The sequence below is a fragment of the Spongiactinospora sp. TRM90649 genome (assembly GCF_029382225.1).
Taxonomy (GTDB): domain Bacteria; phylum Actinomycetota; class Actinomycetes; order Streptosporangiales; family Streptosporangiaceae; genus Spongiactinospora.
Genome location: NZ_JARLTC010000005.1, coordinates 155,604 through 180,676 on the forward strand (window position 1 = coordinate 155,604; position 25,073 = coordinate 180,676).

At 73.5% G+C, this 25,073-nt stretch carries 29 protein-coding genes; 7 read left to right on the top strand and 22 right to left on the bottom strand.

Features of this window, described 5'->3' with window-relative positions; genetic code table 11:
• Positions 1-5: 5 nt before the first annotated feature.
• Positions 6-278, bottom strand: coding sequence for a hypothetical protein (locus P3X83_RS06195; protein ID WP_277303884.1), 273 nt, complete (start codon positions 276-278; stop codon positions 6-8).
• On the opposite strand from P3X83_RS06195, the gene P3X83_RS06200 reads away from it, so the two are divergent.
• Positions 268-594, top strand: coding sequence for a hypothetical protein (locus P3X83_RS06200; RefSeq protein WP_277303885.1), 327 nt, complete (start codon positions 268-270; stop codon positions 592-594). The two genes, P3X83_RS06195 and P3X83_RS06200, sit on opposite strands and share 11 nt — an antisense overlap.
• Here P3X83_RS06200 and P3X83_RS06205 read toward each other — a convergent pair.
• A complete protein-coding gene (locus P3X83_RS06205; protein ID WP_277303886.1) occupies positions 563-937 on the bottom strand; it encodes a hypothetical protein in 375 nt (124 codons plus the stop codon). The two genes, P3X83_RS06200 and P3X83_RS06205, sit on opposite strands and share 32 nt — an antisense overlap.
• 265 nt (positions 938-1,202) lie before the next feature.
• On the bottom strand, positions 1,203-1,772 hold the full coding sequence (locus P3X83_RS06210) for a TetR/AcrR family transcriptional regulator (RefSeq protein ID WP_277303887.1): 570 nt from the start codon (positions 1,770-1,772) through the stop codon (positions 1,203-1,205).
• A gap of 57 nt (positions 1,773-1,829) precedes the next feature.
• Between P3X83_RS06210 and P3X83_RS06215 the strand changes: the two genes are divergently transcribed.
• Entirely contained in the window at positions 1,830-2,324 is a 495-nt protein-coding gene (locus P3X83_RS06215) for an FBP domain-containing protein (RefSeq protein WP_277303888.1), read from the top strand.
• A gap of 1 nt (position 2,325) precedes the next feature.
• Here the strand turns inward: P3X83_RS06215 and P3X83_RS06220 are convergent, their stop codons facing one another.
• The 15 genes from P3X83_RS06220 to P3X83_RS06290 all read right to left on the bottom strand — a co-directional run bounded on the left by P3X83_RS06220 (position 2,326) and on the right by P3X83_RS06290 (position 16,732).
• Positions 2,326-3,183 (bottom strand): CHAP domain-containing protein, encoded by an 858-nt coding sequence (locus P3X83_RS06220; protein ID WP_277303889.1) that lies wholly within the window; start codon positions 3,181-3,183, stop codon positions 2,326-2,328.
• 101 nt (positions 3,184-3,284) lie between these two features.
• Positions 3,285-4,649 (bottom strand): NADH-quinone oxidoreductase subunit N, encoded by a 1,365-nt coding sequence (locus P3X83_RS06225; protein WP_277303890.1) that lies wholly within the window; start codon positions 4,647-4,649, stop codon positions 3,285-3,287.
• Positions 4,646-6,130: an NADH-quinone oxidoreductase subunit M gene (locus tag P3X83_RS06230; RefSeq protein WP_277303891.1), complete on the bottom strand. Its 1,485-nt coding sequence runs from the start codon at positions 6,128-6,130 to the stop codon at positions 4,646-4,648. The genes P3X83_RS06225 and P3X83_RS06230 overlap by 4 nt, the downstream gene beginning before the upstream one ends.
• The gene (locus P3X83_RS06235) at positions 6,115-7,962 is read right to left on the bottom strand and encodes a proton-conducting transporter membrane subunit (RefSeq protein ID WP_277303892.1); all 1,848 of its coding nucleotides are present in this window, start codon (positions 7,960-7,962) and stop codon (positions 6,115-6,117) included. The genes P3X83_RS06230 and P3X83_RS06235 overlap by 16 nt, the downstream gene beginning before the upstream one ends.
• A complete protein-coding gene (gene nuoK / locus P3X83_RS06240) occupies positions 7,959-8,264 on the bottom strand; it encodes an NADH-quinone oxidoreductase subunit NuoK (protein WP_277303893.1) in 306 nt (101 codons plus the stop codon). The genes P3X83_RS06235 and nuoK overlap by 4 nt, the downstream gene beginning before the upstream one ends.
• A 4-nt stretch (positions 8,265-8,268) precedes the next feature.
• Positions 8,269-8,793, bottom strand: a complete 525-nt coding sequence (locus P3X83_RS06245) for an NADH-quinone oxidoreductase subunit J (protein WP_277303894.1) — start codon at positions 8,791-8,793, stop codon at positions 8,269-8,271.
• Positions 8,794-8,795: 2 nt separating this feature from the next.
• The gene (locus P3X83_RS06250; protein ID WP_277303895.1) at positions 8,796-9,701 is read right to left on the bottom strand and encodes a complex I subunit 1 family protein; all 906 of its coding nucleotides are present in this window, start codon (positions 9,699-9,701) and stop codon (positions 8,796-8,798) included.
• Positions 9,694-10,755, bottom strand: coding sequence for a hypothetical protein (locus tag P3X83_RS06255; protein WP_277303896.1), 1,062 nt, complete (start codon positions 10,753-10,755; stop codon positions 9,694-9,696). Before P3X83_RS06255 ends, P3X83_RS06250 begins: the two co-directional genes overlap by 8 nt.
• The gene (locus P3X83_RS06260; RefSeq protein ID WP_277303897.1) at positions 10,746-11,084 is read right to left on the bottom strand and encodes an NADH-quinone oxidoreductase subunit A; all 339 of its coding nucleotides are present in this window, start codon (positions 11,082-11,084) and stop codon (positions 10,746-10,748) included. Before P3X83_RS06260 ends, P3X83_RS06255 begins: the two co-directional genes overlap by 10 nt.
• A 96-nt stretch (positions 11,085-11,180) precedes the next feature.
• Positions 11,181-11,756, bottom strand: a complete 576-nt coding sequence (locus P3X83_RS06265) for a TetR/AcrR family transcriptional regulator (RefSeq protein ID WP_277303898.1) — start codon at positions 11,754-11,756, stop codon at positions 11,181-11,183.
• 68 nt (positions 11,757-11,824) lie between these two features.
• Complete coding sequence (locus P3X83_RS06270; RefSeq protein ID WP_277303899.1) at positions 11,825-12,037, bottom strand: DUF5957 family protein; 213 nt, start codon at positions 12,035-12,037, stop codon at positions 11,825-11,827.
• A gap of 57 nt (positions 12,038-12,094) precedes the next feature.
• Positions 12,095-13,417 carry an NAD(P)/FAD-dependent oxidoreductase gene (locus P3X83_RS06275; protein WP_277303900.1) on the bottom strand — a complete coding sequence of 441 codons (1,323 nt, stop codon included), beginning with the start codon at positions 13,415-13,417 and terminating at the stop codon, positions 12,095-12,097.
• A gap of 199 nt (positions 13,418-13,616) precedes the next feature.
• A complete protein-coding gene (locus P3X83_RS06280) occupies positions 13,617-13,832 on the bottom strand; it encodes a hypothetical protein (RefSeq protein WP_277303901.1) in 216 nt (71 codons plus the stop codon).
• A gap of 11 nt (positions 13,833-13,843) precedes the next feature.
• Positions 13,844-15,145: an MFS transporter gene (locus P3X83_RS06285; RefSeq protein ID WP_277303902.1), complete on the bottom strand. Its 1,302-nt coding sequence runs from the start codon at positions 15,143-15,145 to the stop codon at positions 13,844-13,846.
• 120 nt (positions 15,146-15,265) lie between these two features.
• Entirely contained in the window at positions 15,266-16,732 is a 1,467-nt protein-coding gene (locus P3X83_RS06290; protein WP_277303903.1) for an MDR family MFS transporter, read from the bottom strand.
• A 175-nt stretch (positions 16,733-16,907) separates the two neighbouring features.
• On the opposite strand from P3X83_RS06290, the gene P3X83_RS06295 reads away from it, so the two are divergent.
• The 3 genes from P3X83_RS06295 (at position 16,908) to P3X83_RS06305 (ending at position 19,052) form a co-directional block, all read left to right on the top strand.
• Positions 16,908-17,471 carry a GNAT family protein gene (locus P3X83_RS06295; RefSeq protein WP_277303904.1) on the top strand — a complete coding sequence of 188 codons (564 nt, stop codon included), beginning with the start codon at positions 16,908-16,910 and terminating at the stop codon, positions 17,469-17,471.
• A gap of 40 nt (positions 17,472-17,511) precedes the next feature.
• Complete coding sequence (locus tag P3X83_RS06300; RefSeq protein WP_277304114.1) at positions 17,512-17,916, top strand: nitroreductase family deazaflavin-dependent oxidoreductase; 405 nt, start codon at positions 17,512-17,514, stop codon at positions 17,914-17,916.
• Positions 17,917-17,999: 83 nt separating this feature from the next.
• On the top strand, positions 18,000-19,052 hold the full coding sequence (locus P3X83_RS06305; protein WP_277303905.1) for a hypothetical protein: 1,053 nt from the start codon (positions 18,000-18,002) through the stop codon (positions 19,050-19,052).
• On the opposite strand, the gene P3X83_RS06310 is transcribed toward P3X83_RS06305, so the two are convergent.
• The 3 genes from P3X83_RS06310 to glgA form a co-directional block, all read right to left on the bottom strand.
• On the bottom strand, positions 19,049-20,185 hold the full coding sequence (locus P3X83_RS06310; protein ID WP_277303906.1) for an MBL fold metallo-hydrolase: 1,137 nt from the start codon (positions 20,183-20,185) through the stop codon (positions 19,049-19,051). The genes P3X83_RS06305 and P3X83_RS06310 overlap by 4 nt on opposite strands.
• A gap of 108 nt (positions 20,186-20,293) precedes the next feature.
• Positions 20,294-20,989 carry a peptidoglycan editing factor PgeF gene (pgeF, locus tag P3X83_RS06315; RefSeq protein ID WP_277304115.1) on the bottom strand — a complete coding sequence of 232 codons (696 nt, stop codon included), beginning with the start codon at positions 20,987-20,989 and terminating at the stop codon, positions 20,294-20,296.
• Positions 20,990-21,023: 34 nt separating this feature from the next.
• Entirely contained in the window at positions 21,024-22,205 is a 1,182-nt protein-coding gene (gene glgA, locus P3X83_RS06320) for a glycogen synthase (RefSeq protein ID WP_277303907.1), read from the bottom strand.
• Positions 22,206-22,315: 110 nt separating this feature from the next.
• Between glgA and glgC the strand changes: the two genes are divergently transcribed.
• On the top strand, positions 22,316-23,551 hold the full coding sequence (gene glgC / locus P3X83_RS06325; protein ID WP_277303908.1) for a glucose-1-phosphate adenylyltransferase: 1,236 nt from the start codon (positions 22,316-22,318) through the stop codon (positions 23,549-23,551).
• A gap of 59 nt (positions 23,552-23,610) precedes the next feature.
• Here glgC and P3X83_RS06330 read toward each other — a convergent pair whose 3' ends face one another.
• Positions 23,611-24,219 carry a hypothetical protein gene (locus tag P3X83_RS06330; protein ID WP_277303909.1) on the bottom strand — a complete coding sequence of 203 codons (609 nt, stop codon included), beginning with the start codon at positions 24,217-24,219 and terminating at the stop codon, positions 23,611-23,613.
• Between the two features lie 194 nt (positions 24,220-24,413).
• On the opposite strand from P3X83_RS06330, the gene P3X83_RS06335 reads away from it, so the two are divergent.
• Positions 24,414-25,052, top strand: coding sequence for a hypothetical protein (locus tag P3X83_RS06335; protein WP_277303910.1), 639 nt, complete (start codon positions 24,414-24,416; stop codon positions 25,050-25,052).
• Positions 25,053-25,073: the final 21 nt, after the last annotated feature.

Below are 25,073 nucleotides of genomic sequence, written 5' to 3' on the forward strand. Positions count from 1 at the left end.
GACCGTCACCACCAGCGGCGGGCCGGCTCGCGACACCGGCCCGCCGCTCGGCGTTTCCGGCACGCCGCCGGGTGATCGTGGAGGCCGCGGCCGAGCTGATCGTCGAGGTGGGCTCGGAGGGCCTGACGCATCGGCTGGTCGCCGGGCGGGCCGACGTGCCGCTCGGATCCACCACGCAGTACTTCGCCACCCTTGAGGAGCTGCGGGAGGCGGCGCTGCGGCACCTCGCCGACGAGATCGACGCCGACCTCGCGATCGCGCGCGGCGATGGAGGACATCGCCACGGCCCCGGCCGCGCTCGCCGCCGAGTGGCACCGGTTCCTGCGGGACCTGCGGCTCGTCCACGCGGACAAGGCGCTGTCCTGGGCCGCGGTGCACGACCCCGAGCTGCGCTCGCTGGCCCTGCGCTGGTTCGACGAACTGGTCGTGCTGCCGACCCCGCACATCGGGCGTCAGCGGGCGACGGCGGTCGCCGTGTTCGCCGACGGCACCACCTGGCACGCCGCGCTGCACGACGAACCGCTCGGCGAACGGCTGCTGGCCGACACCATCGCCGCCCTCTTCACGGCCCCCATGACCGGCGAGGACGCGTGATGGGCGTCGCCACGCACTCCCCCCAGGTCTCCGCGCGGCGCATGCTGCTCACCGGATTCGCGGTGTTCGGCGGCGCGTCGGCGCTGGTGCTGCTCGCCGGGTCGGCGGGGGCGGTGATCGGGGTGCGGGCCGTGCTGGGCGTGGGCGGGTTCCTGCTCGAATACTTCTCCTGGCACGCGGCGTTCCTGGTGAACGTGCCGTTCATGGTGGTCGCGCTGGCCGCCGGGGTGCTCATCCTGCCCGAGTCGCGCGTGTCGCGCCCCGGCCGGTGGGACGCCCTGGGCGCGGCGCTGTCGCTGGTCGGCATGGTCGTGCTGGTGTGGGCGCTCAAGCGCTTCGCCAAGGAGGAGAGCCTCACCGTGGCCGGCTGCGCGCTCACCGTTTTCGTACGGCGGTGCCTGAGCCGTCCCGATCCGCTGCTGGACATGCGCCTGTTCACCAGCCGCCGGTTCACCGCCGGGGTGGTCGCGGCGCTGGGCTCGACGTTCGCGATGGCCGCCGCGCTGCTGCTCGCGCAGTGGCTGCGACTGGCCGAGGGGCTGGGCCCGATCGAGACCGGCGTCCGGCTGCTCCCGGTCGCGGTGGCCGGGCAGCAGCAGAATCGGCGGCTATTCGGACGGCCAGCGGCGCAGGGCGACGTCGAGGGCGTCGAGCGCCCGGTGCCAGGAGATCTCGGAGTCGCGCGGGTGGTGGGCGAAGCCGCCCGCGGCCTCCAGGCTCACGTAACCGTGCAGGGCGCCGCCGAGGAAGCGGACGGCGTCGGTCTGGCCGGGCTCCGGGATGCCGTAGCCGCGCAGGATCGCGCGGATCAGCTCGGAGTGACGGCGGGCGGCCCGCGCGGCGCCCGAGTCGGCGTCGATCCGGATCTGCCCGGCAGCGTAGCGGCCGGGGTGCGTTCTGGCGTAGTCGCGGTAGGCGCAGGCGAAGGCCGTCAGCGCGTCCGCGCCCGAACGCCCCGCCAGGGCCGCGACGGCCCGGTCGGCCAGCTCGGTCAGGGCCAGCTCCGCCACCCGCAGCCGCAGCTCGCGCACGTTGCCGACGTGCGCGTACAGGCTCGGCTCCCGGACCCCGAAGTGGCGCGCCAGCACAGTGACGGTCACCTTGTCGAAGCCGATCTCGTCGGCCAGCTCGGCCGCGGCCCTGGTCAGACGCTCGGCGGTCATCCCGGCGCGGGCCATGGAGCCTCCCGTGGGTTAAAGTACTTAGGTACATACCTAAGTCTATTAGGAATTCACATGGACGCCATCACCGAACGCGAGATCCGCTCCTGCTTCGTCAACTGCTCCAAGGGCGAGGCCCACCGCGCCGGACTGCCCCAGGACCTGGCCGACCGTCCCTGGGGCGACCTGGACTTCCTCGGCTGGCGCGATCCCGGGGCGCCCGACCGCGCCTACCTGGTCGCCGGGCACGGCGACCGGCTCACCGGGATCGCGCTACGGGCCACGGCCGGCGGTTCGCGCGGCTTCACCGCGCGCAGCCTGTGCTCGCTGTGCCTGACCGTCCACACCAGCGGCGGCGTGGTCCTGATGACCGCGCGCCGCGGCGGCGAGGCCGGGCGTCAGGGCAACACGGTGGGACGCTATCTGTGCGCCGACTTGTCCTGCTCGCTCTACGTCCGCGGGATGAAGGCCGCCGTCGGCGGCGACTTCGACGAGTCCCTGACCCCGGAGGCCAGGATCGCCCGCACCCGGGTCAGGCTCCGCGCCTTTCTCCAAGAGGTGACCGGGTGAGTCACCCGCTGGGAACGGTGGGGCCCCGGTCGCGTCCGCCGGGAACCGGCTCTGCGGGGGGATGCTCGGCGATGGGCGGGCGCAGCCGCCCCGCGACCGAGGCGGACCGGTCGGCGAAGACCGCGCCGCGCCGCGTGGGCACCGGGACGGGCTGCTCGCGGAACTCGTGATCGGCGGGTTCCCCCGGCCCGTACGGCTCGGCGGGCGCGGCCCGGCGGCGCGGCCTGCGGCGCACGTTGGCCAGCGCGAGCCCGGAGGCCGTCGTGGCGAGCGCGATGAGGAGAACGAGTCCCTCCGGGGGCAACGGGTACCCCAGCACCAGCCCGTCGCGCCCGATCCCCTCCACCTCGCGGAAGGCGAGGGTGGGCTCGGCGGTGGGCTGCTCGGCGGCGAGCCGCGCCTCCTTGACCATGCGGGGCACCCCGTAGCCGACGACCTTGCTCTCGTCGCGGACCTTGCGCCGCAGCCAGACGCCGTCCACGTTGGCCTCGATCGTGTGGATCTTGCCGTCGGCGACGCGTTCGACCACGCCGACGTGGTCGATCTTCTTGTAGTTCTTGGACCCGCCCCAGTCGTAGAAGACCAGCGCCCCCGGCTCGGGCCGGTCGGTCCAGGCCCCCTGCTGCTTGAACCAGACCGCGTGCGAAGGGGTCCAGGCGAACGAGCCGACGTAGTCGGCGATCCCGGCGCGGTCGGCGGCCCAGGCGATGTACATGTCGCACCATGGAGCGTTCCGGTACTGCGGGTCACCGACCTTGGCGGCATACCACCTGCCGAACTTGGTGTGTTGCCCGCTCTTCTCCCGATAGCCGAGTTCGGCGCGCACCGCTTTGAGCAGATCTTCGGTTATTGGATCCACAGGGCGCGCGGTCCCCTCACCTCGGCCACCATTCTCCGCCGATAAACAGTATTCCCCCCGATGGTTGAAAAATCAGACAAACAGCTATTCATGCTTACTCGTTATAAGAGCGGGAGAACGCCTGCCCCGACGCCCAGCAGGATCGAGACGACGGCGGCGACATGGGCGATCCAGGCGGCGACCGGCGTGATCCCGGGTGCCTCTCCGGTCCCTGTGAAAACCGGCCGTATCCAGCGCAGGTAATAGAAAAGGCTCGCCACGGTGTTGAGCACCACGGCCACCGCGAGCCATGGCTGCCCGCCGTCCCACGCCGCGCCGAGCACCAGCAGCTTGCCGATGAAGACCGCCGTCGGCGGCGTGCCGACCAGCCCGAGCAGGCAGACCGTGAGCGACACCGCCAGCCCCGGCGAGCCCCGGGCCAGGCCCGCCTGCCCCTCCAGGGACGTACGGCGGGTCGCCGCCACCACCGCGAACGCCCCCAGATTGGTGACGGCGTAGGCGCCCAGGTAATACAGCAGCGCCGGTACGGCCAGCGGCGTCCGCCCCGCCACGGCCACCGGCACCAGGATGTACCCGGCCTGGCTGATCGTGGAGTAGGCCAGCAGGCGGCGCACGTCGTCCTGCCGGAAGGCGGCCAGGTTACCCAGCGTCATGGTGGCCGGCGCGACCACGCCGATCAGCACCGCCCAGCCGGTCCCCTCCCCCGCGAACACCTCGGTGCCGAGCCGCAGCAGCGCGGCGAACGCCCCTATTTTGGGCACCGTGGTGACGAAGGCGGCGACCGCGATCGGCGCGCCCTGGGTGACGTCCGGCACCCAGAAGTGCGCGGGCACCGCCCCCGCCTTGAACAGCACCCCGGCCAGCACCAGCACGGCCGCCACGGGAGCCGTCCCCGGCCGCTCGGCGGCCACACCCGCGTAGGCGGTCGTGCCCGACCAGCCGAACAGCAGGGTGACCCCGGCGAGCATGGGCACCCCGAGGAAGGCGCCCATCAGGTAGTACTTCAGCGCCGCCTCCGTGCCCGACCGGCTCCGCGCGTGCCCGGCCAGCGCGTAGGCGGGCATGCTCGCCAGCAGGTATCCGGCGATGAGCAAAAGCAGGTCGGTGGTCGCGGCGAGGGTGACGGTGCCGAGTGCGGTCAGCAGGAACAGCGCGTACAGCTCGGCCTCCCTTGGGTGCCCGCGCGTCCGGCACCTGGCCAGCGCGATCACCCCCAGGGTGGCGACGGCCACGACCACCCGGGCGACGTGCGTCGGCGCGTCGATCGCCCAGGCTCCGAAGGCCATGCCGTCCGGCCGGGCGGCGGCGGCGAACGCGGCGACGGCCGCCGCCGCCAGGGCCGCGGCGCAGATCCACGCCGCCGCGCCCTGCCGTTCCCGCCGCACGAACGCCCCGGTCAACAGCCCGGCGACCGCCCCGGCGAGGGTCAGCAACTCGGGGAGGAGGTCGATGGGGTTCTCCGTCACGGGCGGCTCACCAGCGACACGATCGCGGCCGAGGCGGGGGCCGCGAGTTCGAGCAGCCAGTGCGGCGCGAGCCCGATCAGCACGGACAGCGCGAGCAGCGGCACGATCGCGGCGGTCTCCGGACGGCGGGCGTCGGGACTGACGGTCAGCTCTCCGGGAGGGCCGAGGAACGCCTGGCGCAGCATCCGCAGGAACAGGGCAGCGGTGATCAGGATCCCGCCGACGCTGAGCACGCCCGCCGCGACCGCGCCGGGCACGCCGGTGCCGATGACGCCCGCGAAGATCTGGAACTCCGCCATGAACCCGGACAGCCCGGGCAGCCCGAGCGAGCCGAACGCGGCCACCGCGGTCATCGCGGTCAGCCGGGGGGCGGTGGCCGCGATGCCGCCCAGCCGGCGCTGGTCGTAGCTGCGCACCCGGTCCCACAGCACCCCGGCCACCAGGAACAGCGCCCCGGTGAGCAGCCCGTGGCTGACCATCTGGGTGATCGCGCCGCTGACCGCGAGCGTCCTGGCCCCCGCGGGGGCCGCCGTGAGCCCGGCCACGCCCAGCGCGAGCAGGATGTAGCCCATGTGGTTGACCGAGGTGTAGGCGATCAGCCGTTTGACGTCGTCCTGCGCGAGGGCGACCAGCGCGCCGTACAGGACGCCCGCCACCCCGATGATCACGATCACCCAGGCGTGGCGCTGCCACGCCTGCGGGAGCATCGGCATCGCGATCCTGGCGAAGCCGTACGTGCCCATCTTGAGCAGCACCCCGGCCAGGATCGCCGATCCGGCCGAGGGCGCGTCGGTGTGCGCGGGCGGCAGCCAGGTGTGCAGCGGTACGGCGGGCGTCTTGACCGCCAGCCCCACCACGACCGCGAGCAGCGTGGCAGCCGCCGCGCCCGGCTCGCCGGCGAACGGCGGCGTGCGCGCCAGGTCCACCATGTCGAAGGTGCCCGACCCGGCGAACAGACCGATGAAGCCGAGCAGCAGGGCCAGCGAGCCGAGGAAGGTGTAGAGGAAGAACTTCAGCGCCGAGCGCGCCCGGTCGCCGTGCCCCCATCCGGCGATCACGAAGTACATGCCGACGATCGACAGATCGAAGAAGACGAAGAACAGCAGCAGGTCCAGGGCCGCGAACACGCCCAGGGAGACCGTCTGCAGGCCCAGGAACAGCGCGGCGTAGGCGCGGGACGGCGGGGTCCGCCAGGAGTAGACCGCGCACGCCAGGAACAGCACGCAGGTCATCGCGATCAGCGGCAGCGACAGGCCGTCCACGCCGACGTGGTAGCCCGCGCCCAGGGTGGGGATCCAGCGCAGCAGCGTCTCGTGGCCGATGCCCGATCCGGCGGGGTGGGTCGCCCACAGCACGACGGCCAGGACCAGGTCGGCGGCGGTGGCGGCGATCCAGACCGCGCCCGCCACGCGGCGGCCCACGCCCGGCAGGAGGAGCGCCGCCGCCGCGAGCAGCGGCAGGAAGATCACCAGGGAGAGCACGCCGCCCCCAGCAACACCAGCAGCACGGCGAGCACGATCAGGCAGACCGCCGCCTGGGCGAGGTAGGTGTGCACCCGGCCGGTCTGCGGGCGCCTGGCCAGGCCGCCGAGCCGCACGGCGGTGGCGGCCACCGCGCCGACCAGGTTCTCCAGGCCCGCCTCGCCTCTGGCACGGGCCCAGCCCGCCGAGGCCGTGCCGAACCGGGCGGCGGCGCGGACGGCTCCGTCCACGACCCGGTCGTCGAACCGCGCGAGGGCCCCGGCGAGCGCGGTGACCGGGCGGGCGACCAGCACGGTCGCGGCCCGCTCCAGGCCGAGCCAGCCGCGCAGGCCCAGCAGCGCGGTGGACGCGTCGGGGCCGTGCCGTACGACGCGGGCGACCGCCGCCACGGCGAGCGCGCCGGTCAGCGCGAGCCCGGTCGCGCCGGGACCAGGTTCGTCGGCCGGGGCTCCGACGAGCCGCACCCATTCGGCGAAGAACACGCCGACCAGCCCGAAGGCTGCGGCGACCACGGCCAGCGGCGGCAGCGGGATCAGGTCCAGCGGCCCCACCCGCCCGGTGCCCGGCTGCTCGGTGTCCCGGCGGGTCATCGGCCCCGGCGGAAGCCAGACGGCGAGCGCCGCCCGGCTCGCGTAGGCGGCGGCCAGCAGCGCGGCGGCGAGGACCACGGCGTACAGGGCGGGTGAGCGGACGGCGGAGAGCACGCTGTCCTTGGTGACCCACAGCGACAGCGGCGGCAGCCCGCCGAGGGCCGCCGCGCCCACGCCGAAGGCCACCCCGACGGCGGGCCGCCACCGCGCCGCGCCGCGCAGCTCGCGCAGGTCCTTGGTGCCGAGGGCGGCCAGCCACGTGCCCGCGCAGAGGAAGAGCAGGCTCTTGACCGCCGCGTGCCCGACCAGGTGGGCCGCTCCCCCGGCGAGCGCGGGCAGGCCCGCCGCGAGCACCATGAACCCGAGCTGCGCGCAGGTCGAGGCGGCCAGCAGTTGCTTCAGGTCGGGCTGGGCCAGGGCCACCCCGCCGAGCAGCAGCGCGGTCAGCGCGCCGGTCCAGGCGACCAGCGTGGCCGCCCAGCCCACGGCGGCGAGCAGCGGCTGCACGCGCAGCAGCAGGTACGCCCCGGCCGCCACCATCGTGGCGGAATGGAGCAGCGCGGAGACCTGGCTCGGCCCCGCCATCGCCCGCGACAGCCAGAACGCGAAGGGGAGCTGCGCCGACTTGCCCAGCGCGGCGAGCACGATCCCGGCGGCGGCGAGGTCCGGCCAGGGGCGCGCGGCGGAGTCCAGCCGGGCCAGTTCCAGCGTGCCCGTCCCGGCCAGCGCGAATCCGGCGGCGGCGTACAGGCCGAGGTCGGCCGCGCGGGTGGTGAGGAAGGCGACCCCGCCCGCGCGGACCCGCTCGTCGTCGCGCCAGTGAAAGGCGATCAGCGCGTACGACATGGCCCCCATCACCTCCCAGGCCATCAGCAGGACCAGCAGGTCGGTGGCGGTGACGGTGACCAGCATCGCCCCGGTGAAGATCAGCATCAGCCCGAAGAACCGGCCGCGCGACTCACGGATCTCCCCCGCCGCGTGCACCAGGACGGCCAGCGCCACCGCCGCCGTGGTCACCGCCGTCACGGCCGACAGGCCGTCCACGGCCAGGCCGGACCGCAGGCCGTCCAGTACGCGGACCGGCGGCGTGCGCGGCCGGGTCACCGCCGCGAGCACCGCGAACGCCAGCGTCACCGCCGCGACGCCCACGGCCAGCGCCGGGACGGCCCTGCCGCGCAGCGGCAGCAGCGCCGCGCCCGCCGCGCAGGGCAGCCCCGGGAGCAGCCAGAGCAGGCCGCTCATCCGGCGAGGTCTTCCGCGCCGTCGGTCATGTCCACGTCGCGGGCCCGGAAGATCGCGATGGTCACGGCGAAGCCCATCACCATCTCCAGGGCCATGACCGTCACCGCGACCAGGACGATGACCTGCCCGTCGGCGGTGGCCGGGGCGTAGTAGTACCAGCAGGCCCCGGCGGCGGTGACCACGCCGTTGATCATGAGTTCCAGGCCCATCATCAGCATGACGATCGACTGCTGGGACAGCGCGCCGAACAGGCCCACGGCGAACAGGGCGGCGGCCAGCAGCAGGAAGGCGTGCGCGTTCACGGGCTCAGGTCCGCCCCCGGTCGTAGCGGCCCTGCGCCACGGAGAGCACCACGGCGGCGACGATCGTCGCCAGGATCGCCGCGCCGACGACCATCATGACCAGCATCTTGTCCCCCATGATGGCCAGCCCCAGGGCGTGGGCCGGGTCGGCGGGCGGGCGGCCCCGGCGCACGGGCGGCGCGGCGGCGAAGACGCCCGCCGCGAGCAACGCGAAGACGACGGCGGCGATGATCGCGGCGCCGCGCCGGTTGTGGACCATCGTCATCGGCATCAGCCCGGCCGGGTTCATCATGAACATGATCATGAAGATGGCCATGACCATCATCTCCATGATCATCATCAGCACGATCAGGACGCCCAGATAGGCCAGGTCGATCAGCAGGAACGCCAGCCCGACCGCCACGAACGACGTCAGCAGCGCGAACGTCGCCCGCGCCATCGAGTCCACCCGGAACACCGCGACCCCGCTCGTCACCGCGACCACGGCGAGCGTCCAGAACGCGGCGGACGCCCACGGGACGCCGGTCACGATCACCTGGCGACCACCACCACGATCGACACGACCAGCACTTGCAGCAGCGTGGCGGGGATCAGCACCAGCCACGAGGCCGAGGTGAAGCGGTCCATCCGCACCCCCGGCAGGCGGCGGCCCGCCCAGACCAGCGCCGCCAGCACGACGACCGTCTTGATCGCCGTCCACGCCCACGGCGGCAGCACCGGCCCGTCGCCGCCGCCCAGGAAGAACGGCACGGCCGCCGCCGCCGCGACGGCCAGCAGCGCGTAGCGCCCCGCCTGGAACACCAGCAGGTCCGGCCCGGACAGCTCGGCCCGCACGCCCCCCGCGATGTCCGAGCCGATCGGACCGCTCATCGGCCCCCAGAACGCCATGGCAAGCGCCGAGATCAGATACACCGCGAAGGCCAGCGGCATCCCGGCGGCGAACCACAGGCCGCGCTGCGCCTCGACCACGTCGCCCACCCGCAGCGAGCCCGCAGCGAGCGCCACGGCGATCAGCGCGAACATGTGCGGCAGCTCGTACGCCAGGCCCTGCGCCAGGAACCGGTAGCCGCCGACCAGCGGATAGACGGAGTTCGCCCCCCAGCCGGCGAGCCACAGCGCGGCCCAGACGGCCACCTCCATCGCGTTGAACCACACCACGCCCACCGGGGAGTCGGCCAGGGGCCGCTCCCCGAGCGGGAGGACGGCGGCGGCCAGCACGGCGGCGACGAGCACCCCGCACACCCCGGCGCGCATCAGCGCGGCGTCGGCAAGGAGCGGCCGGCGGCGGCGCTGCCGCAGCAGCCGCGCGGCCTCCCGCAGCGGCGCGCCCCAGCCCAGGTCCCGGCCCCGGCCGTCGAGTATCGCGGCGCCGAGCGCGAGTCCGCCGAGCACCAGCGGGAACGCCACGACCACTCCGTACGGCGTGCGGTCAGCCATTCGCGGCGGCCCGCCGTCCCGCCAGGTCCGTGCGCGGGTCCACGGCGGCCACGATCAGCCGCGCCGCCGCCAGTTCCGAACCGGTGAGCATGGCCGCGAGATCGCCGGTCTCGGGTCGAGGGGGCCGGGCGGGGTCCAGAGGGGCTGGGTCCTGGATCCGGCCGAGCGCGTCGCCGGCGGCGGCGAGGCGGTGCCCGGTGCGGTCCAGCACGGATCCGCCATCGAGTCCTGTGCCGATGCCGTGCAGCATCCACCGCAGAATCCGTGAGCGGCGTACGCGCAGCTCGAAGCGGGCGTAGGCGGGCACGAGCACGCTGGCGGGGCGACCGGCCAGCGCCTGGTCGCGCAGGCTCCTGGCACGGGACGCGGCCCACGGCCAACCCGCGACGGCCAGCAGCCGCCCGAGGCCGTCCAGGTACGCGGCGGCCCGCCGCCGCTCGGCCTCGCCCCGGGTGGCGCGCCCGCCGTCCCGGACGGCCGGCCAGGGCCGGTCCCAATACGGCTCGGCCGGCGCGGCGACCCCGGTGCCGACGACCCCGACCCGGGCGGCCTGGATGACGTCGCCCTGCAGCTCGGTCTCGACCACCAGGCCGCCCGGCCAGTCGGACAGCACCGGGCCGAGCGGGACGTGCAGCACGTCCAGGCGCAGCCCGTCGCGGTCGTCCGCCCGCCCGGCCATCGCGACGCCGCCGTGCGCGGGCGCGTCGGCCTGAACGGGCGGGAGCACGCCGGGGTCGTCGCGTGGTGGCGCGGTGGACAGTGCCGTCACGGCGTCGTCGAGGGCGGCGGTCACCGCGCCGCGCTCGGCCCCGGACGGCAGGTCCAGCCGCACCCGGGGGCCGGGCATGCCGTCCCACACCTCCTGGACGGCCGCGCCGAGCGCGTCGTCCAGGTCGCCGCACACGATGAGAAGGTCCGCCGAGGCGGGCGAGGGGGCCGGGGCCCAGCGGCGGCGGGCGATCTCGGCCTCCACGTGCAGGCGCGGGCCCGTGCCGTACGGCGTGGCGACGGGGAACGGGCGCGCGTGCCCACGGCGGGCCCGCCTCACGACCACCGGAAGGCCCCTTCACGCCAGGCGTAGACCACCCCGGCCATGAGCAGGCCGAGGAACACGAACATCTCCACGACGGCGGTGGTCCCGACCTCGGCCACCACGAGGGCCCAGGGGTACATGAAGACCATTTCCATCTCGAAGGCGAGGAAGACCAGCGAGGCGGCGTAGTAGCGCACGTGGTAGCGGGACAGCGCCTGCTCCGCGGGTCGCCCCCCGGACAGGTACGGCCACACCCCGAGCGGCCCGGGGCCGGGCGCGACCGCGTACACCCCGGCCATTCCCACCCCGAGCAGGGCGAGAACGACGATCACCGCCACGGCCGCTTCCATGAGTGCGGTCGTTCCCCCCGCGAAAAATCGCAACCGCACCCCTGCCCCAACAAACCCCCAGGTCAATGCCCGGTGCGCGCGTGGGGGCGCCGGGAGTCAGGGCTTGGCGAGGTGGGTTAGGGCGGTTAGGCCCTCTATGAGGTCTTCGGGGGTCGGGGCGCGTTCGGGGTCGGTCAGCCACTGGACGAGGGCGCCGGTCAGGAGGGCCGTCTGGACGGCCCCGATGGTGCGGGTGGCCTGGTCAGGGACGGTGGCCTCGTCGGTGCCGGTCAGGGCGGCGGCGAAGGCGCGGCGGGTGCGGTGTCCGCGGTCGGCGTCCTCGGTGCGGAGGTCGGGTGAGTGGGCGGCCTCCAGCCATGCCTCGACGGTCGCGGTCCACAGGTCGGGGTGTTCGCGGACGCTCTCCGCGAGTTCCCGCCACATGGCCAGCAGGCCATCGGGCGAGCCCGACCGGCGGTAGGCGGCGAAGGCCCTGGCGTACTCGCCGTCCAGTTCGTCGATCGTCTGGGAGAGGGCGGCGTTGAGCAGGGCCTCGCGGGAGCCGAAGTGGTAGCCGATGGCCGCCATGCTGACCCCGGCCGCTGCCGCGATGTCGCGCACGGTGGTGCGGCCGTAGCCCTTCTCCGCGAGGCATTGGCGCGCACCGGCCAGCAGGTCTTCCCGGTTCCCCATGGCCGCATCCTAGCGGCTGGTTGGGCGGACGCCTTGCGCGTCCGCGCAAGGCCGGCCCCCGCGTAAGGTCAGCCGCCCGCGCGTTCGTGGCGCCGGGCGCGGGCCCGCCGTACCACGAAGGTCACCGCGCCGCCCGCGACCGCGGTGAACAGCGGCAGGTATCTGATCCCGCCCGCGTCGCCCGACAGCGCCAGCGTCACCACCGCCACCACCTCGGACACCACGATCCCCAGGATGAACCCGCCGATGAACCCCGCCAGGACCACACCGAACGTCCGCATCGCCCCTCCTCCGAGCACGTCACCGCCGCATCTATAGACAGCCTACATGTAGGCGACCTACTTATGGCGGCTTCGCACCCCGCGGATCGCCGCGAGGGCGGTGGCGGCGGTGATCCCCGCCCCCGCCGCGGCGGCCCAGCGCCGCTGGCGGGAGATCCGCCGGACCACCTCGACGTACGGCACGGTGCTGAAGGAGACCAGTTCGTACTGGGAGACGAAGCGGCCGGGCAGCAGGCGCTCCAGCGCGTGCTCCGCCCGCTTGCGGGCCAGGAACATCCGCGACCCCACCTTGTCCCGCATCTCCACGAAGTTGGCCCGCGCCAGATCGGCGATGGTGTCGGCGTTGCGCTTGCGCCGCGCCTGGTACAGCGGCAGCGCCGCCGCGAAGTCGTCGCCGGTCTCGGCGAGGCACCGGTCCAGTTCCACGCAGTCCTCGAAGCCGCAGTTGGCCCCCTGCCCGTAGAAGGGGAGGATGGCGTGGGCGGCGTCGCCCGCCAGCGCGGTGACCGCCGACGCTCCGGTCACCACCCACGGGGCGCACCGGATGGTGACCAGGTGGCCGGTCGGGTTGCGCAGGTAGTCCCCGGCCAGGCCCGGCATCAGCGCCAGCGCGTCGGGGTAGCGACCGGCGAACAGCCCGGTGACGTCCTCGGCCGTGGTGAGCCGCTCGAAGTCGGCCTTCGGCCAGAACAGCGTGCAGGTGAACGAGCGGTCCGGGTTGGGCAGGGCGATCATCATGGACCGCCCGCGCGGCCAGATGTGCAGGGCCCCGGGGTCCATCGCGAAATCGCCGTCCGCGCGCGGCGGGATGGTCAGCTCCTTGTAGCCGTAGTCGAGGAACTCCTGGGCGAGGTCGAAGCCGGGCAGGGACTGCAGCGCGCCGCGCACCGCGCTGAACGCGCCGTCCGCCCCGATGATCACCCGCGCCTCTTCGGTGACCGTGCCCTCCGGGGTGTCGAACACCATCCGGCCCGTGTCCACGTCCAGGGTGAGCAGGCGGTGGCGGAAGCACAGCCGGACGCCGGGCAGCCCGGCCGCCGCGTCCAGCAGCGTCCGGTTGAGGTCGCCGCGGCCGATCGAGTTGATCGCGCGCCTGCCGTCCGCGCTGTAGGGCTGGAAGGTCAGCCCGCCGCCGACGTCGTGCATCATCCGCCCGGGCATCGGCAGCGCCTCGGCCAGCACCGCGCCGGATAGGTCCACGCGCCGCAGCGCGTCCAGGCCGCGCTCGGAGAGCGCCAGGTTGATCGACCGGCCGCGCTCGGCCCCGGACCCGCGCGGGTCGGGCCGCCGCTCGTACAGGGTCACCGGGTGGCCCCGGCGGGCGAGAAAGCACGCGAGCAGGCAGCCGACGAGCCCGGCGCCGACGATCGAGACCTCCACTGAGCGCTCCTAACGCAGGGGGTTTTCACCGTCGTATGACGGTGTGCCCGCGAAGTCCAGGCCCGGCCACCGGGCGGGCCGCGTCGGCGGGTCTGCGCGCCTCCCCACGCCGGGGTTCTGCGCGGCGGCGCGGGCGTGCGCAGTTCGCCCCACTGGTCGGGGTGCCCGCCGTACGGCAGGCGCGGCCCCGGCTCGCCCATCAGGCACCGGACGGCCGGCTCCGGCCCGGCAGCGCGACCAGCGCCGCCGACGTGTCGATGGCGGCGGCGTTCAGCCGCGCGCGCAGCCCGGACGCGTCGCCCACGGCCACGACCCGGCCGCTCGCGCCCGGCCGGGCCAGCTCGCGTCCGGCGATCTCCTCCATCAGGCCGGGGTCGCCGGTCAGCCCGGGCCCGATCACCACGGTGACGCGCATCGCGCAGGCCCTCAGGCCGCGCCGACGTGACCGACCGCGGCCGGTCGCCGCCATCGGCCCCTGAACCCGGCGATCGCCCCCAGGAAGACGAGCTGCCCGGCCAGGGCCACCAGCAGCCACGCGGCCCAGCCGCCCAGTCCCACCACCTGCGGCGCGACCAGCAGCATCAGCACGATCATGACGCGCACGGCCAGCCCCCACATGCCGAGCGCGGTGCCCTGCAGCCCCGCCCGGACGTCCTCGGCGTCCTCGGAGAAGTTGGCCATCCACGGCACGTAGGCGACGCCCATGGCCACGAAAAGGACCGTGTAGACGATCGCGACGTGCAGCGCGTCGGGACCGTCGCCGATCAGCGCGATGTAGTAGGCCAGGGCCGCGGCGGTGGCCAGCGTGCCCGCAAGCGTGAACGGCTTGCGCAGCCGGGTGCGGTCCGACAGCCGCCCGACCGCGACGACGGTGAGCGCGTTGAGGACGACCCCGATCGCGACCACGCCGTTGGCCTGCGCGGTGTCCAGCGCGAAGGAGTCCACCATGATGGTCTGGCCGAAGAGGGTGAAGGTCCAGTAGAGCACCTGCCACGCCGTGTTGCCGAGGACGTGCCCCCACAGGTGCCCGTGGCGGAACAGCTCGCGCGCCCGCGCCACCCCTGTCCCGGACGGCTGCGGCGCGGCGGATTCGTCCTCCACGGTGAAGACGGCGGCGCGCAGCGCGGCGGACGGCTCGGCGATCCGCCAGGCGATCACCGCGCACAGCGCGAGCGAGACCACGCCCATCAGGATCGCCTGCGACTGCCAGGCGTTGCCGAACAGCGGCAGCGTCAGCCCGGCGAGCGCCGAGGCGAGGAAGGACGCGCCCACCGCGCCCCAGGTCCAGAAGCCGAACGCCTGGGCGCGGCCCATCCGGGGGGAGAAGTCGCGGACCAGGCTCGCGGTGATCGTGACTCCCGCGCCCTCGATGAACAACATCAGGCAGCGCACCCAGAACAGCATGGCCACCGAGTCCACGGCGGCGAGCAGGAAGTTGCAGGCGGCGGTGATCGTGAGGGTGGGCACCAGCAGCACGACCCGCCCCCACCGGTCGCTCAGGACGCCGCCGACGCCCGCCGACAACCCGCCCACCAGCACCGAGGTCGCCGCGATGAGGCCGTAGGCCGACAGCGACATGTCCAGGTCCTCGCGCAGCAGCGGCAGGATCGTGGCGATGGTGGTCTCGAAGTTGGCGACCAGGCAGGCCAGGACCGCGATCGCCAGCAGCCGGATCCTCCGGGCCCCGGTCGGATACGTCGTCAGCTCGCGGACATAGAACGGCTTCACGGTCTCACCGCATCCTCGCTCGGCCCCCCGGGCGACGCCATTGAAGTGTGTTCTAGAACGCGCTTCTTGGGGGCAAACGATGCTCTGGATCAACGTCCGTGTCAACGCCCGCCCCCGTAGTCAGGGGGAGGACTCCGCCGCCGCCGGATCGATCCTGCGCCGGGGCAGCACGAAGATCGCCAGCAGCCCGAGCACCCCGACACCGATCATGACCAGGAAGACCTGGTGCACGGCGCCGGCCAGTGCGGTTTTGATCATCTCGACCTGCGGGCCGTCCGCGCCGCCGTTCAGGGCGCGGGCCGCCTCGTCCACCGAGCCCGCCCGGCCGCCGAGTTCCCGCGCCAGGGCGGCGTTGGCGACGGCGGCGAACACGGCGGTGCCGAGCGCACCGCCGGTGATGCGGAAGAAGATCACGCCGCCGGTCACGACGCCCCGGCGGTCGTAGCCGACCTGCGACTGCGCGGCGACCAGCATGGACACCGAGATCAGCCCCAGCCCGCCCCCGTTGACGAACGAGCACAGCCCGGCGTAGAGGACCGACGAGGAGGGTGAGAGCATCGCGAACATCACGCCGGAGACCAGCAGCAGGACGATCCCGGCAAGGGCGGTGTCGCGGAAGCCGAAGCGCAGGTACAGGCGCGCGGCGAAGGACGCGGCGAGCGGCCAGCTCATCGACTGCACGGCCAGCGCGAACCCGGCCGCGACGGCGCTCGCCCCGAGTACCCCCTGGGCGAACGTGGGCAGGTAGACGGTCGGCGCGATCAGCGCCATGCCGACCACGGCGCTGCCCAGGAACGAGCCGAGCAGCATCCGGTCGCGCCAGATCCACGGCGGGATCAGCGGCTCGGCCGCGCGCCGCTCCCACCAGGCGAACGCGGCCACGAGGATCAGCCCGCAGCCGATCAGCCACCAGGCGCCGAACTGGAGGCCGAGCATGATCGTGACGACCGCTCCGGCGAGCAGCAGCGTGCCCGATATGTCCAGGCGGCTGGAGCCGGACCCGCGCACGCCCGGTTCGCGCAGCCAGACCCCGATGACCACCAGTGCCGCCGCGCCGACGGGCAGGTTGAGCCAGAAGATCCAGCGCCAGGAGGCGTACTCGGAGAGCAGCCCGCCGAGCGCGGGGCCGACCAGCGCGGACACGCCCCACACCGTGGACAGCCAGGCGGAGATGCGCCCGCGTTCGGCGATCGGGTAGAGGTCTCCGGCGACGGTCTGCGTGACGGACTGCACCGCCCCGGCACCGATGCCCTGGATCGCGCGGGCCACGATCAGCATCGGCATGCTCCAGGAGACCGCGGCCAGCAGTGATCCGGCCAGGAAGGCCACGATCCCGGCGATCAGCATGGGCTTGCGGCCGTAGACGTCGGCGAGCCTGCCGTAGATCGGCGTGCAGACCGCCTGCGTCAGCATGTAGGCGGCGATCACCCAGGGGAAGAGCGAGAAGGAGCCGAGGTCCCGCACCAGGGCGGGGACCGCGGTGGCGACGATGGTCTGGTCCATGGCGGCGAGCGCCATGGTGAGCATGAGCCCGGCGACGACCGGGCCGCGGCGGCTCGTCACCGGACGGCGCGCCCGTGGCACCACCGCCGGAGCGAACGTTCCCCGCCGGATCCGGCCTCCGGCACCAGCATGACGACCTCCCCCGAAACTACCGTCAATCCATACCACACCCCATATGTGGGGATATAAGGCGGCATATTTTGATTCACTGGGACCCGCCTATGGCACTGTGGTCCCAAGAGGCGTTAGCGTCTGCCCCATGCGCGGCGTTGAGATCATCGGAGAACGGCTGCGGCTGCGCGAGGTGGACCCCGGGGACATCGACGCCCTGCTCGGCGTCTACGGCGACCCCGCCGCCACAGAGCACCTGCCGTTCGACCCCAAGAGCCGGGACGAGGTCATCGGGATCGTCGAGGAGGCGCTCGCCGCGGCCGAGGCCGAACCCCGGTTCCTCTACCTGCTCGCCGTCGTCGAGGTGGACACCGGACAGGTCATCGGGGTGGCCAGGATCAGGATCGAGGCCGACCACCCGCACAGCGCCGAGATCGGCCTCGGCCTGCGCCCGGACCACTGGGGCCGCGGCATGGGCACCGACCTGGTCCGCCTGGTGCTGCGGCTCGGCTTCGGACGGCTCGGCCTGCACCGGATCTGGGGCGCCCGCTCCCCCGCCAACACCGCCGCCCAGCTCGCCATGCTCGTCGCCGGGATGGTCGAGGAAGGCCGCATCCGGCACCACGTCAGGGCCAAGGGACAGTGGCGCGATTCGGTCGTGCACTCCGCCCTGGAGGGCGAGTGGGAGGGACGTCGCTCGCTGGGTAGGTGACCATGGAACGTTGCACACCACGGGGGAAAGGTCTATGACCATGCTTTACGGCAAGGAACACGTCGAGCGCTACCAGCAGACCGACGGTGCGGAGGGGCACGACTGGAACGGCACGACCACCCTCCTGCTCACCACGACCGGCCGCAAGTCAGGGCAGAAGCACACCACCCCGCTCATCTACCAGCGGCACGGCGACGACTACCTCGTGGTGGCCTCCAAGGGCGGCGCCGACGCACCGCCGCTGTGGTACCTGAACCTGGAGGCCGACCCCGAGGTGGAGGTGCAGGTCCTCGCCGACAGGTTCCCCGCGCGGGCGCGCACGGCCACCCCCGAGGAGAAGCCGGAGATGTGGCGCACGATGGCGGCCACCTGGCCCGACTACGACGACTACCAGCGCAAGACCAGCAGGGAGATCCCGGTCGTCGTGCTCGAACGCGAGTCCTGAAGCCCGCTCGGGCCGCTTCGTGCCTGTCGGCTGTGAGGGGGCGGACTTCGCCATGATCTGGTAGGTATGTGCGGATGAGGCGAGTGAACCCCTTGGTGATGGCCATGGCCGTCGTACCGCTCGTGGCCGCCTGTGCCCCCGCGACGGCGGGCGGCGGCCCGGCCGCGGGAGGCGCGATCCCCTCGGCCGGGGACCCGCGCCCGGTCGAGAGCACGGCGCAGAGCCCAGTGGAGAGCCCAGTGGAAACCGCCACCGGGCGGTCGCCCGCGACCGGCGGAGCGCCCACGGCGAAACGGGCGCCGAAGCCGAAGGTCCCGCGTGGCACGACCGCCGGATACGTGGTCTTCGACCGCACCACCGGCAAGGTCACCGTGCAGCGCGAGGCGCACCGCAGGTTCCGGTCGGCGTCCGTGGTCAAGATCCTCATCGCGATCGACCTGCTGGAGTCGCGCGAGACGGTCACCCGTGGCGACCGCGCGCTGCTGTCCGGCATGCTCCGGGCCAGCGACGACGACGCGGCCACTATCTTCTGGCGGCGCGGCGGGGAACGGCGGATCATCCAGCGGATGGTCAAGCGGGCAGGGCTGAAGGACACGCTCCCGCCGCCCGCCGACAAGCCCGGCTTCTGGGGCTACACCTCGATCAGCGCGTCCGACATCGCCACGACCTACCGATACCTGCTGGAGCGCGCCGAGCCGAGGGTGAGCTCGCTCATCCTCGGCCACCTGCGCAAGGCCGCCAAGTGCGGCGCGGACGGCTTCGACCAGTCGTTCGGCATCCCGAGCGCGGTGCCCCGGCCGTTCGCCGTCAAGCAGGGGTGGTCGGGCTTCGGCACCGTGCCGCCGGTCCGCTGTGTCAGCGGGACGGCGGGCGCGCCCGCGGGCGGCGTGCCGCTCGGCGGCGACGCATCCTCCATCGTGCCCGCCGCCGCCCCGGCCGCCGGGCTCGGCCCGATCGTGGTGCCCGACCTCGGCCGTCCGGTGCTGCACACGACCGGCCTGGCGGGCAAGCAGGAGCGCCTGATCATGGTGCTGCTGACCGCCCACCCGTCCGGCACCTCGTGGCGTGAGTCGGTGCGGCGCACGACCTCGCTGGCCGGTCAGATCTACCGGGCCGGATCACCGCCGAGCCGTTAGGAGGCGGCGACCGTCTGCCACCAGGCGTCCACCGGGCCCGGGTCGTCGATGTCCACCCGCTCGCCCGGCCGGGGGACGGCCAGGCGCACGTCGTTCGACTTGGCCTCGCGCCACAGCCGCTCCACCGGCTCGGACCACCCGTGGTACGACAACGTGAACGTGCCCCAGTGGACCGGGATGAGCACGTCGCCGCGCAGATCGCGGTGGGCGGTCACGGCCTCCTCCGGCGTCATGTGGATGTCGGGCCAGGCGGGGCTGTAGGCGCCGATCTGGATCAGCGTCAGATCGAACGGGCCGTGCAGCGCGCCGATGGCCGAGTAGCCGTCGAAGTAACCGGTGTCGCCGGTGTAGAAGACCCGCCTGTGGTGCCCGGCCACCACCCAGGAGCTCCACAGGGTCGGGTTGCGCCGCAGCGAGCGGCCGGAGAAGTGGCGGGCGGCGGTGGCCGTGAAGCGCAGCCCGGCGACCGTGGCGTGCTCGTCCCAGTCGAGCTCGACGATGCGCGAGGCGGGCACGCCCCACTTCTCCAGGTGCGCGCCGATGCCCAGCGGCACCACGAACGGCACCGCCCTGGTGCGGGTCAGCGTGCGGATCGTCGGCATGTCCAGGTGGTCGTAGTGGTCGTGCGAGATCACCACGGCGTCGAGATGCGGCACGCGGGTGAGCGGCATCGGCATCGGATGCATCCGCTTCGGCCCGACCAGCGGCACGGGCGTGCAGCGGTCGCTCCACACCGGGTCGAACAGCACCCGGCGGCCCTCGATCTCCACCAGGGTCGTCGCGTGGCCGAGCCAGGTGGCGTGCAGCCCGGCGGGCGCCGCCGCCGCCGACGCCCCCGGCGGCTGGGTCACGACCGGCACCGGCACGGCGGGCTTGCGCCGCTGCCTGCCGAACAGCATCTCGGCCAGCATCCGGCCGCCGGCGCCCGGCGGCACGATCGCGGCCGGCATCCGGTTGCGGAACGCGCCGCCCGCGAACTGCGGCGACCTGCGGACCCGCTCGGCGCGCGACCCCCTGGGCACGGACCCCAGCGCGGCGCGGACGTCGCGTGCCACCCACGCTCCGGCCGCCGCCACGGTCACGGCGGCGGCCGCCAGCACTCCGCGGGCGACCAGCCCCCGGTTTCCCTCCATCAAAGCCCTCCCCCGCGAACGGCAAAGACGCGATATATCGACACTAGCCAACCGCGCGCCCCGCCACGCACTCCTATCGGGGCTCCAGGTGGGCGGGGGAACGCGGGGTCAGCCGCCGGGCATCCACACGATTCCGGCGAACCTGCCGGTCTTGTGCTCACGGCGGTGGGAGAACAGCTCGGGCGACTCGATCGTGCACCGGGCGTCGTGGCGGATGTCGGTCACCCCGGCCTCGCCGAGCTGCGCCACGATCCCGGCCCGCAGGTCGAGCGCGGGGGTTCCCCAGCTCGTCGTGGACCACGTCTCCGGGCGCACCCGCGCGGCCTCCTCGCGCATTCCGGCCGGCACCTCGTAGCACCGCCCGCAGGCCGCCGGGCCCACCACGGCCGTCGCCCGCGACAGGTCGGCCCCGCGCCGCGACATCTCCTCAGCCAGCGACGTGACCACGCCCGCCAGCGTGCCCGGCCGGCCGGAGTGGGCGGCGCCGATCACCCCGCCCACCGGGTCGGCCACCAGCACGGCGGCGCAGTCCGCGCCGAGCACGGCGATGCCGAGCCCGGCCAGGTCGGTCACCGCGCCGTCCAGGGGCGGGGCGTCGTCGCCGTACGGCTCGGTCACGTAGGCCACGTCGGCGCTGTGCACCTGGCGCAGGAAGACCAGCCGCCCGGGGCCGAGCCCCAGCTCCCCCGCCGTCCGCGCGCGGTTCTCCGCGACCGACTCCGGGGCGTCGCCGACCAGCCCGCCGAGGTTCCTGCTGGAGTACGGGTCGCCGCTGACACCACCGTGCCGATCGGTGAACGCCATCCGGACGCGGCCATCGCCGATCGAGATCACCGGATCATCCCCTCGCCGCGCGGACCCGCTCGTACAGCGCGGCGGTCCGCTCGGCCACCGACGCCCAGGAGAAGTGCTCCACCGCGCGGGCGCGCCCGGCCAGCCCCATCTCGGCGGCGCGGGCGGGATCGCCGAGCAGCGCGTTGACGGCGTCGGCCAGGTCGGCGGCGAAGCGTTCGGGGTCGTGCGGCGTGCCGTCGGCGGCCTGGTCGATCGGCACCAGCAGGCCGGTGACCCCATCGTCCACCACCTCCGGGATCCCGCCGGTCGCGGTGGCCACCACCGCGGTCTCGCAGGCCATCGCCTCCAGGTTGACGATGCCCATCGGCTCGTAGACCGACGGGCAGACGAACACGGTGGCGTGGGAGAGGATCTGGATCACCTCGCGGCGCGGCAGCATCTCGGAGATCCACACCACGCCCTCGCGGTCCAGGCCGCGCACCAGATCGGTGACCTCGGCCGCGATCTCCGGCGTGTCGGGGGCCCCGGCGCACAGCACGAGCTGGGCCTTGGGGTCCAGGTGGCGGGCCGCGCGCAGCAGGTGCACCAGGCCCTTCTGCCGGGTGATCCGCCCCACGAACACGGCGTACGGCCGGCGCGGGTCGATCCCGTGGCGTTCCAGCGCGGCGGTGTCGTCGTCCCTGGCGTACTCGGCGGTGTCGATGCCGTTGTGGATCACGCTCACCCGCTCCGGCGGGATCTCCGGATAGGTGGCGAGCACGTCGCTGCGCATCCCGGCGGACACCGCCACCACCGCGTCGGCGGCGAGCAGCGCGGTGCGCTCGGCCCAGCTCGACAGCGTGTAGCCGCCGCCGAGCTGCTCGGCCTTCCAGGGGCGCAGCGGCTCCAGGCTGTGCGTGGTGACCACGTGGGCGGCGCCGTGCAGCAGCTTGGCCACGTGCCCTGCGAAGTTGGCGTACCAGGTGTGGCTGTGCACCACGTCGGCGCCCTCGCACCCAGCGGCCATCTCCAGATCGACGCCGAGTACCTGGAGGGCGGCGTTGGCGGGGGCGAGACCGCCCGGAGTCCGGTACGCCTCCACTCCGGGCTCGGCGCGGGGAGCGCCGAAGCACCGCACCCGGACGTCCGTCAGCCTGCGGAGTTCGCGGGCGAGGTACTCGACGTGGACGCCCGCCCCGCCGTACACCTCGGGCGGATATTCCCGGGTCAACAGATCGACGCGCATACCCCCAAACCCTAGTGCGGCCCCCGGCGTCGGGGACACCGGCCGCCCGCCGTTCACCCTGGACGACTGGGGTTGGTTTGAGGGCGAATCGAAGGGTTATCGTCCTGGCTATGACAACGGCCCGAGTTCTTGCGATCGTGCTCGCCGGCGGCGAGGGCAAGCGGCTGATGCCGCTGACGGGCGACCGGGCCAAGCCGGCCGTGCCCTTCGGCGGGATCTACCGGCTGGTGGACTTCGTGCTGTCCAACCTGGCCAACGGACACTTTCTCAAGATCGTCGTATTGACGCAGTACAAGAACCACAGCCTGGACCGTCACATCTCCCGCACCTGGCGTCTCTCGGCCATGCTGGGCAACTATGTCACCCCCGTCCCCGCCCAGCAGCGGCTGGGCCCCAAGTGGTTCTCCGGGTCGGCCGACGCCCTCTTCCAGAACCTCAATCTGATCTACGACGAGATGCCCGAGCACGTGATCGTGTTCGGCGCCGACCACATCTACCGGATGGACCCCCGGCAGATGGTCGCCCAGCACGTCGAGAGCGGCGCCGACGTCACGGTGGCCGCCATCCGGCAGCCCCTGTCGATGGCCGACCAGTTCGGGGTGATCGAGACCGATCCGAGCGGCCGCAAGATCGCGGCCTTCCGGGAGAAGCCGTTGGACGCCATCGGCCTGCCGGACGCCCCGGACCAGATCTACGCCTCGATGGGCAACTACGTCTTCCGGACGCAGTCGATGATCGACGCGCTGCGCGAGGACGCGCTCGACCCCACCAGCAGGCACGACCTGGGCGGGAACATCATCCCGATGATGGTCAAGTCGGGCGGCGCGGAGGTCTACGACTTCGCCGACAACACGGTCCCCGGCTCGACCGACCGCGACCGCGGCTACTGGCGCGACGTCGGCACCCTCGACGCCTACTACGAAGCCCACATGGACCTGATCTCCGCCCACCCGGTCTTCAACCTCTACAACGAACAGTGGCCGATCTATACCGGGCACGACCCGCTGCCGCCCGCCAAGTTCGTGCACAACGACGGCGACCGGGTCGGCAGGGCACTGGACTCGCTGGTCTCCCCCGGCGTCATCGTCTCCGGCGGGCTCGCCGTCCGCACGATCCTCTCTCCGCGCGTGGTCCTGCACTCCCACTCCGTGGTCGAGGACTCCGTGCTGATGGACAGCGTCAAGGTGGGCAGGGGCGCGATGATCAGGCGGGCCATCATCGACAAGAACGTGGTCATCCCGGACGGCGCGCGGATCGGCTTCGACCTCGAACACGACAGGGAGAGGTTCGCCGTGACCCGGCAGGGCATCGTGGTCATCCCGAAGAACGAGGTGGTGGATCGCTGAGCGCGGGCGCGACGACCTCCGGCGAGCACCCGCTCGCCGGACCGCCGCCACCCGGACGGCTAGATGATCCGCTTACGCCACCTGGGTTCGACGATGCTCCATTCGTCCTCCCAGTCGCGCAGCGTCCGCCGCTCGGCGACCGCCCGCAGGCCGAGCAGCCCCAGCCACAGCAGCGCCGCCGCCCCGATGGGGAACGACACCGCCATCATCACCGCGGACAGCAGCGTGAACCGGTTGGGCCGCTGGTCGCCGACCGGCGTGCCGGAGGCGTCGACCCTGATCGGAATGTGGTCCCCGCTCCGCCAGCTCGACACCGCCGGGATCGTGCCCTGGCGGATCGAGCCGTCCGGCGCCTTCCAGCGGGCCTGCGCGAAGCCGCTCGACGACGGCCTGCCCTGCGCGGTGCCCGCCGGCCCGGCGTTCATCGCGGCCGGGTCGGTCAGCAGCACCGCCGAGGCGGGATAGGAGACCCTGGTCTCCCGCTCGGCCGCGCGGGCGTGGGCCTGGTACGCGCCGCTCGCGGCGATGACGCCGAACACCACCGACGCCACGAAGGCGATGAGGACCATGACCCGGCCCGCCGCCTCGATCCGGTCCCAGCGGCGGCGCAGCGGGTTCGGCCCCAGGCCGAGCCATCGGCCCAGGCGCACGATCGCGTTCTGCGACATCTCCACCACCCCAACGACCCCCTACCACGACAGCCCGCGTTTACTCCTCCCACGCCCGGATACCTGGGGCGACGAAGGAAACACAAAGAGTAGGATCCCCCCGGTCACAGGGTCGAGGAGGCACCGCGGTGATTGAGCGTCGGCGGACCACGCGCCAACCTGCCCCGGCGCCCGCGAAGCCGGGATCGGCGGCGATGGCGATCGCGGTGCTGCTGGCGGGCACGGTGTCGTGCGCCGGTCCCGCCGTACGGCGGGCGGCGGGGCCGCCGCCGGGGCTCGCCGTGCCGGGGAACACGACGCCCGAGGGGTTCAAGCGGGTGGGCGGGGCGGCGAACGGCGTGATGGTGTCGGTGCCGGACGACTGGACCGTCCTCGACCTCGCCAACGACGACCTGGAGCGCGGGCTGGCCGGGGCCGGCCTGTCGGGGACGGCGCTCGGCGAGGCCAGGAAGAGCCTGCGGGCGCTGGCCGCCAACAGCGCGGTGTGGGCGTCGGACCGCGAGTCGGCGCGGCAGTCCGCCAAGCGGTTCGCCACGAACCTGAACGGCTTCTGCCGTCCGGAGCGCGCCGTACCGGCCGGGCGGCTCATCGAGGCGGCGCGGAAGCGGCTCCGCGGCCTCGGGGCGGCCGTCACCGAGGCCGGCGAGATGCCGCTCGGCCCCGGCACGGCGGTGCGGATCGTGTACATGTTCCCCACCGGCGGCCTGCGCGTGCACGGCACCCAGTTCTACGTCCCCGGCGACGGCAGGATGTGCATCGTCACGCTCAGCACCGACCAGCAGGACCGGCAGCCGCTCTTCGACCGGATCGGCAGGACCATCCGGTTGATCTAATGAAAAGGTCTGGTCTGCGTT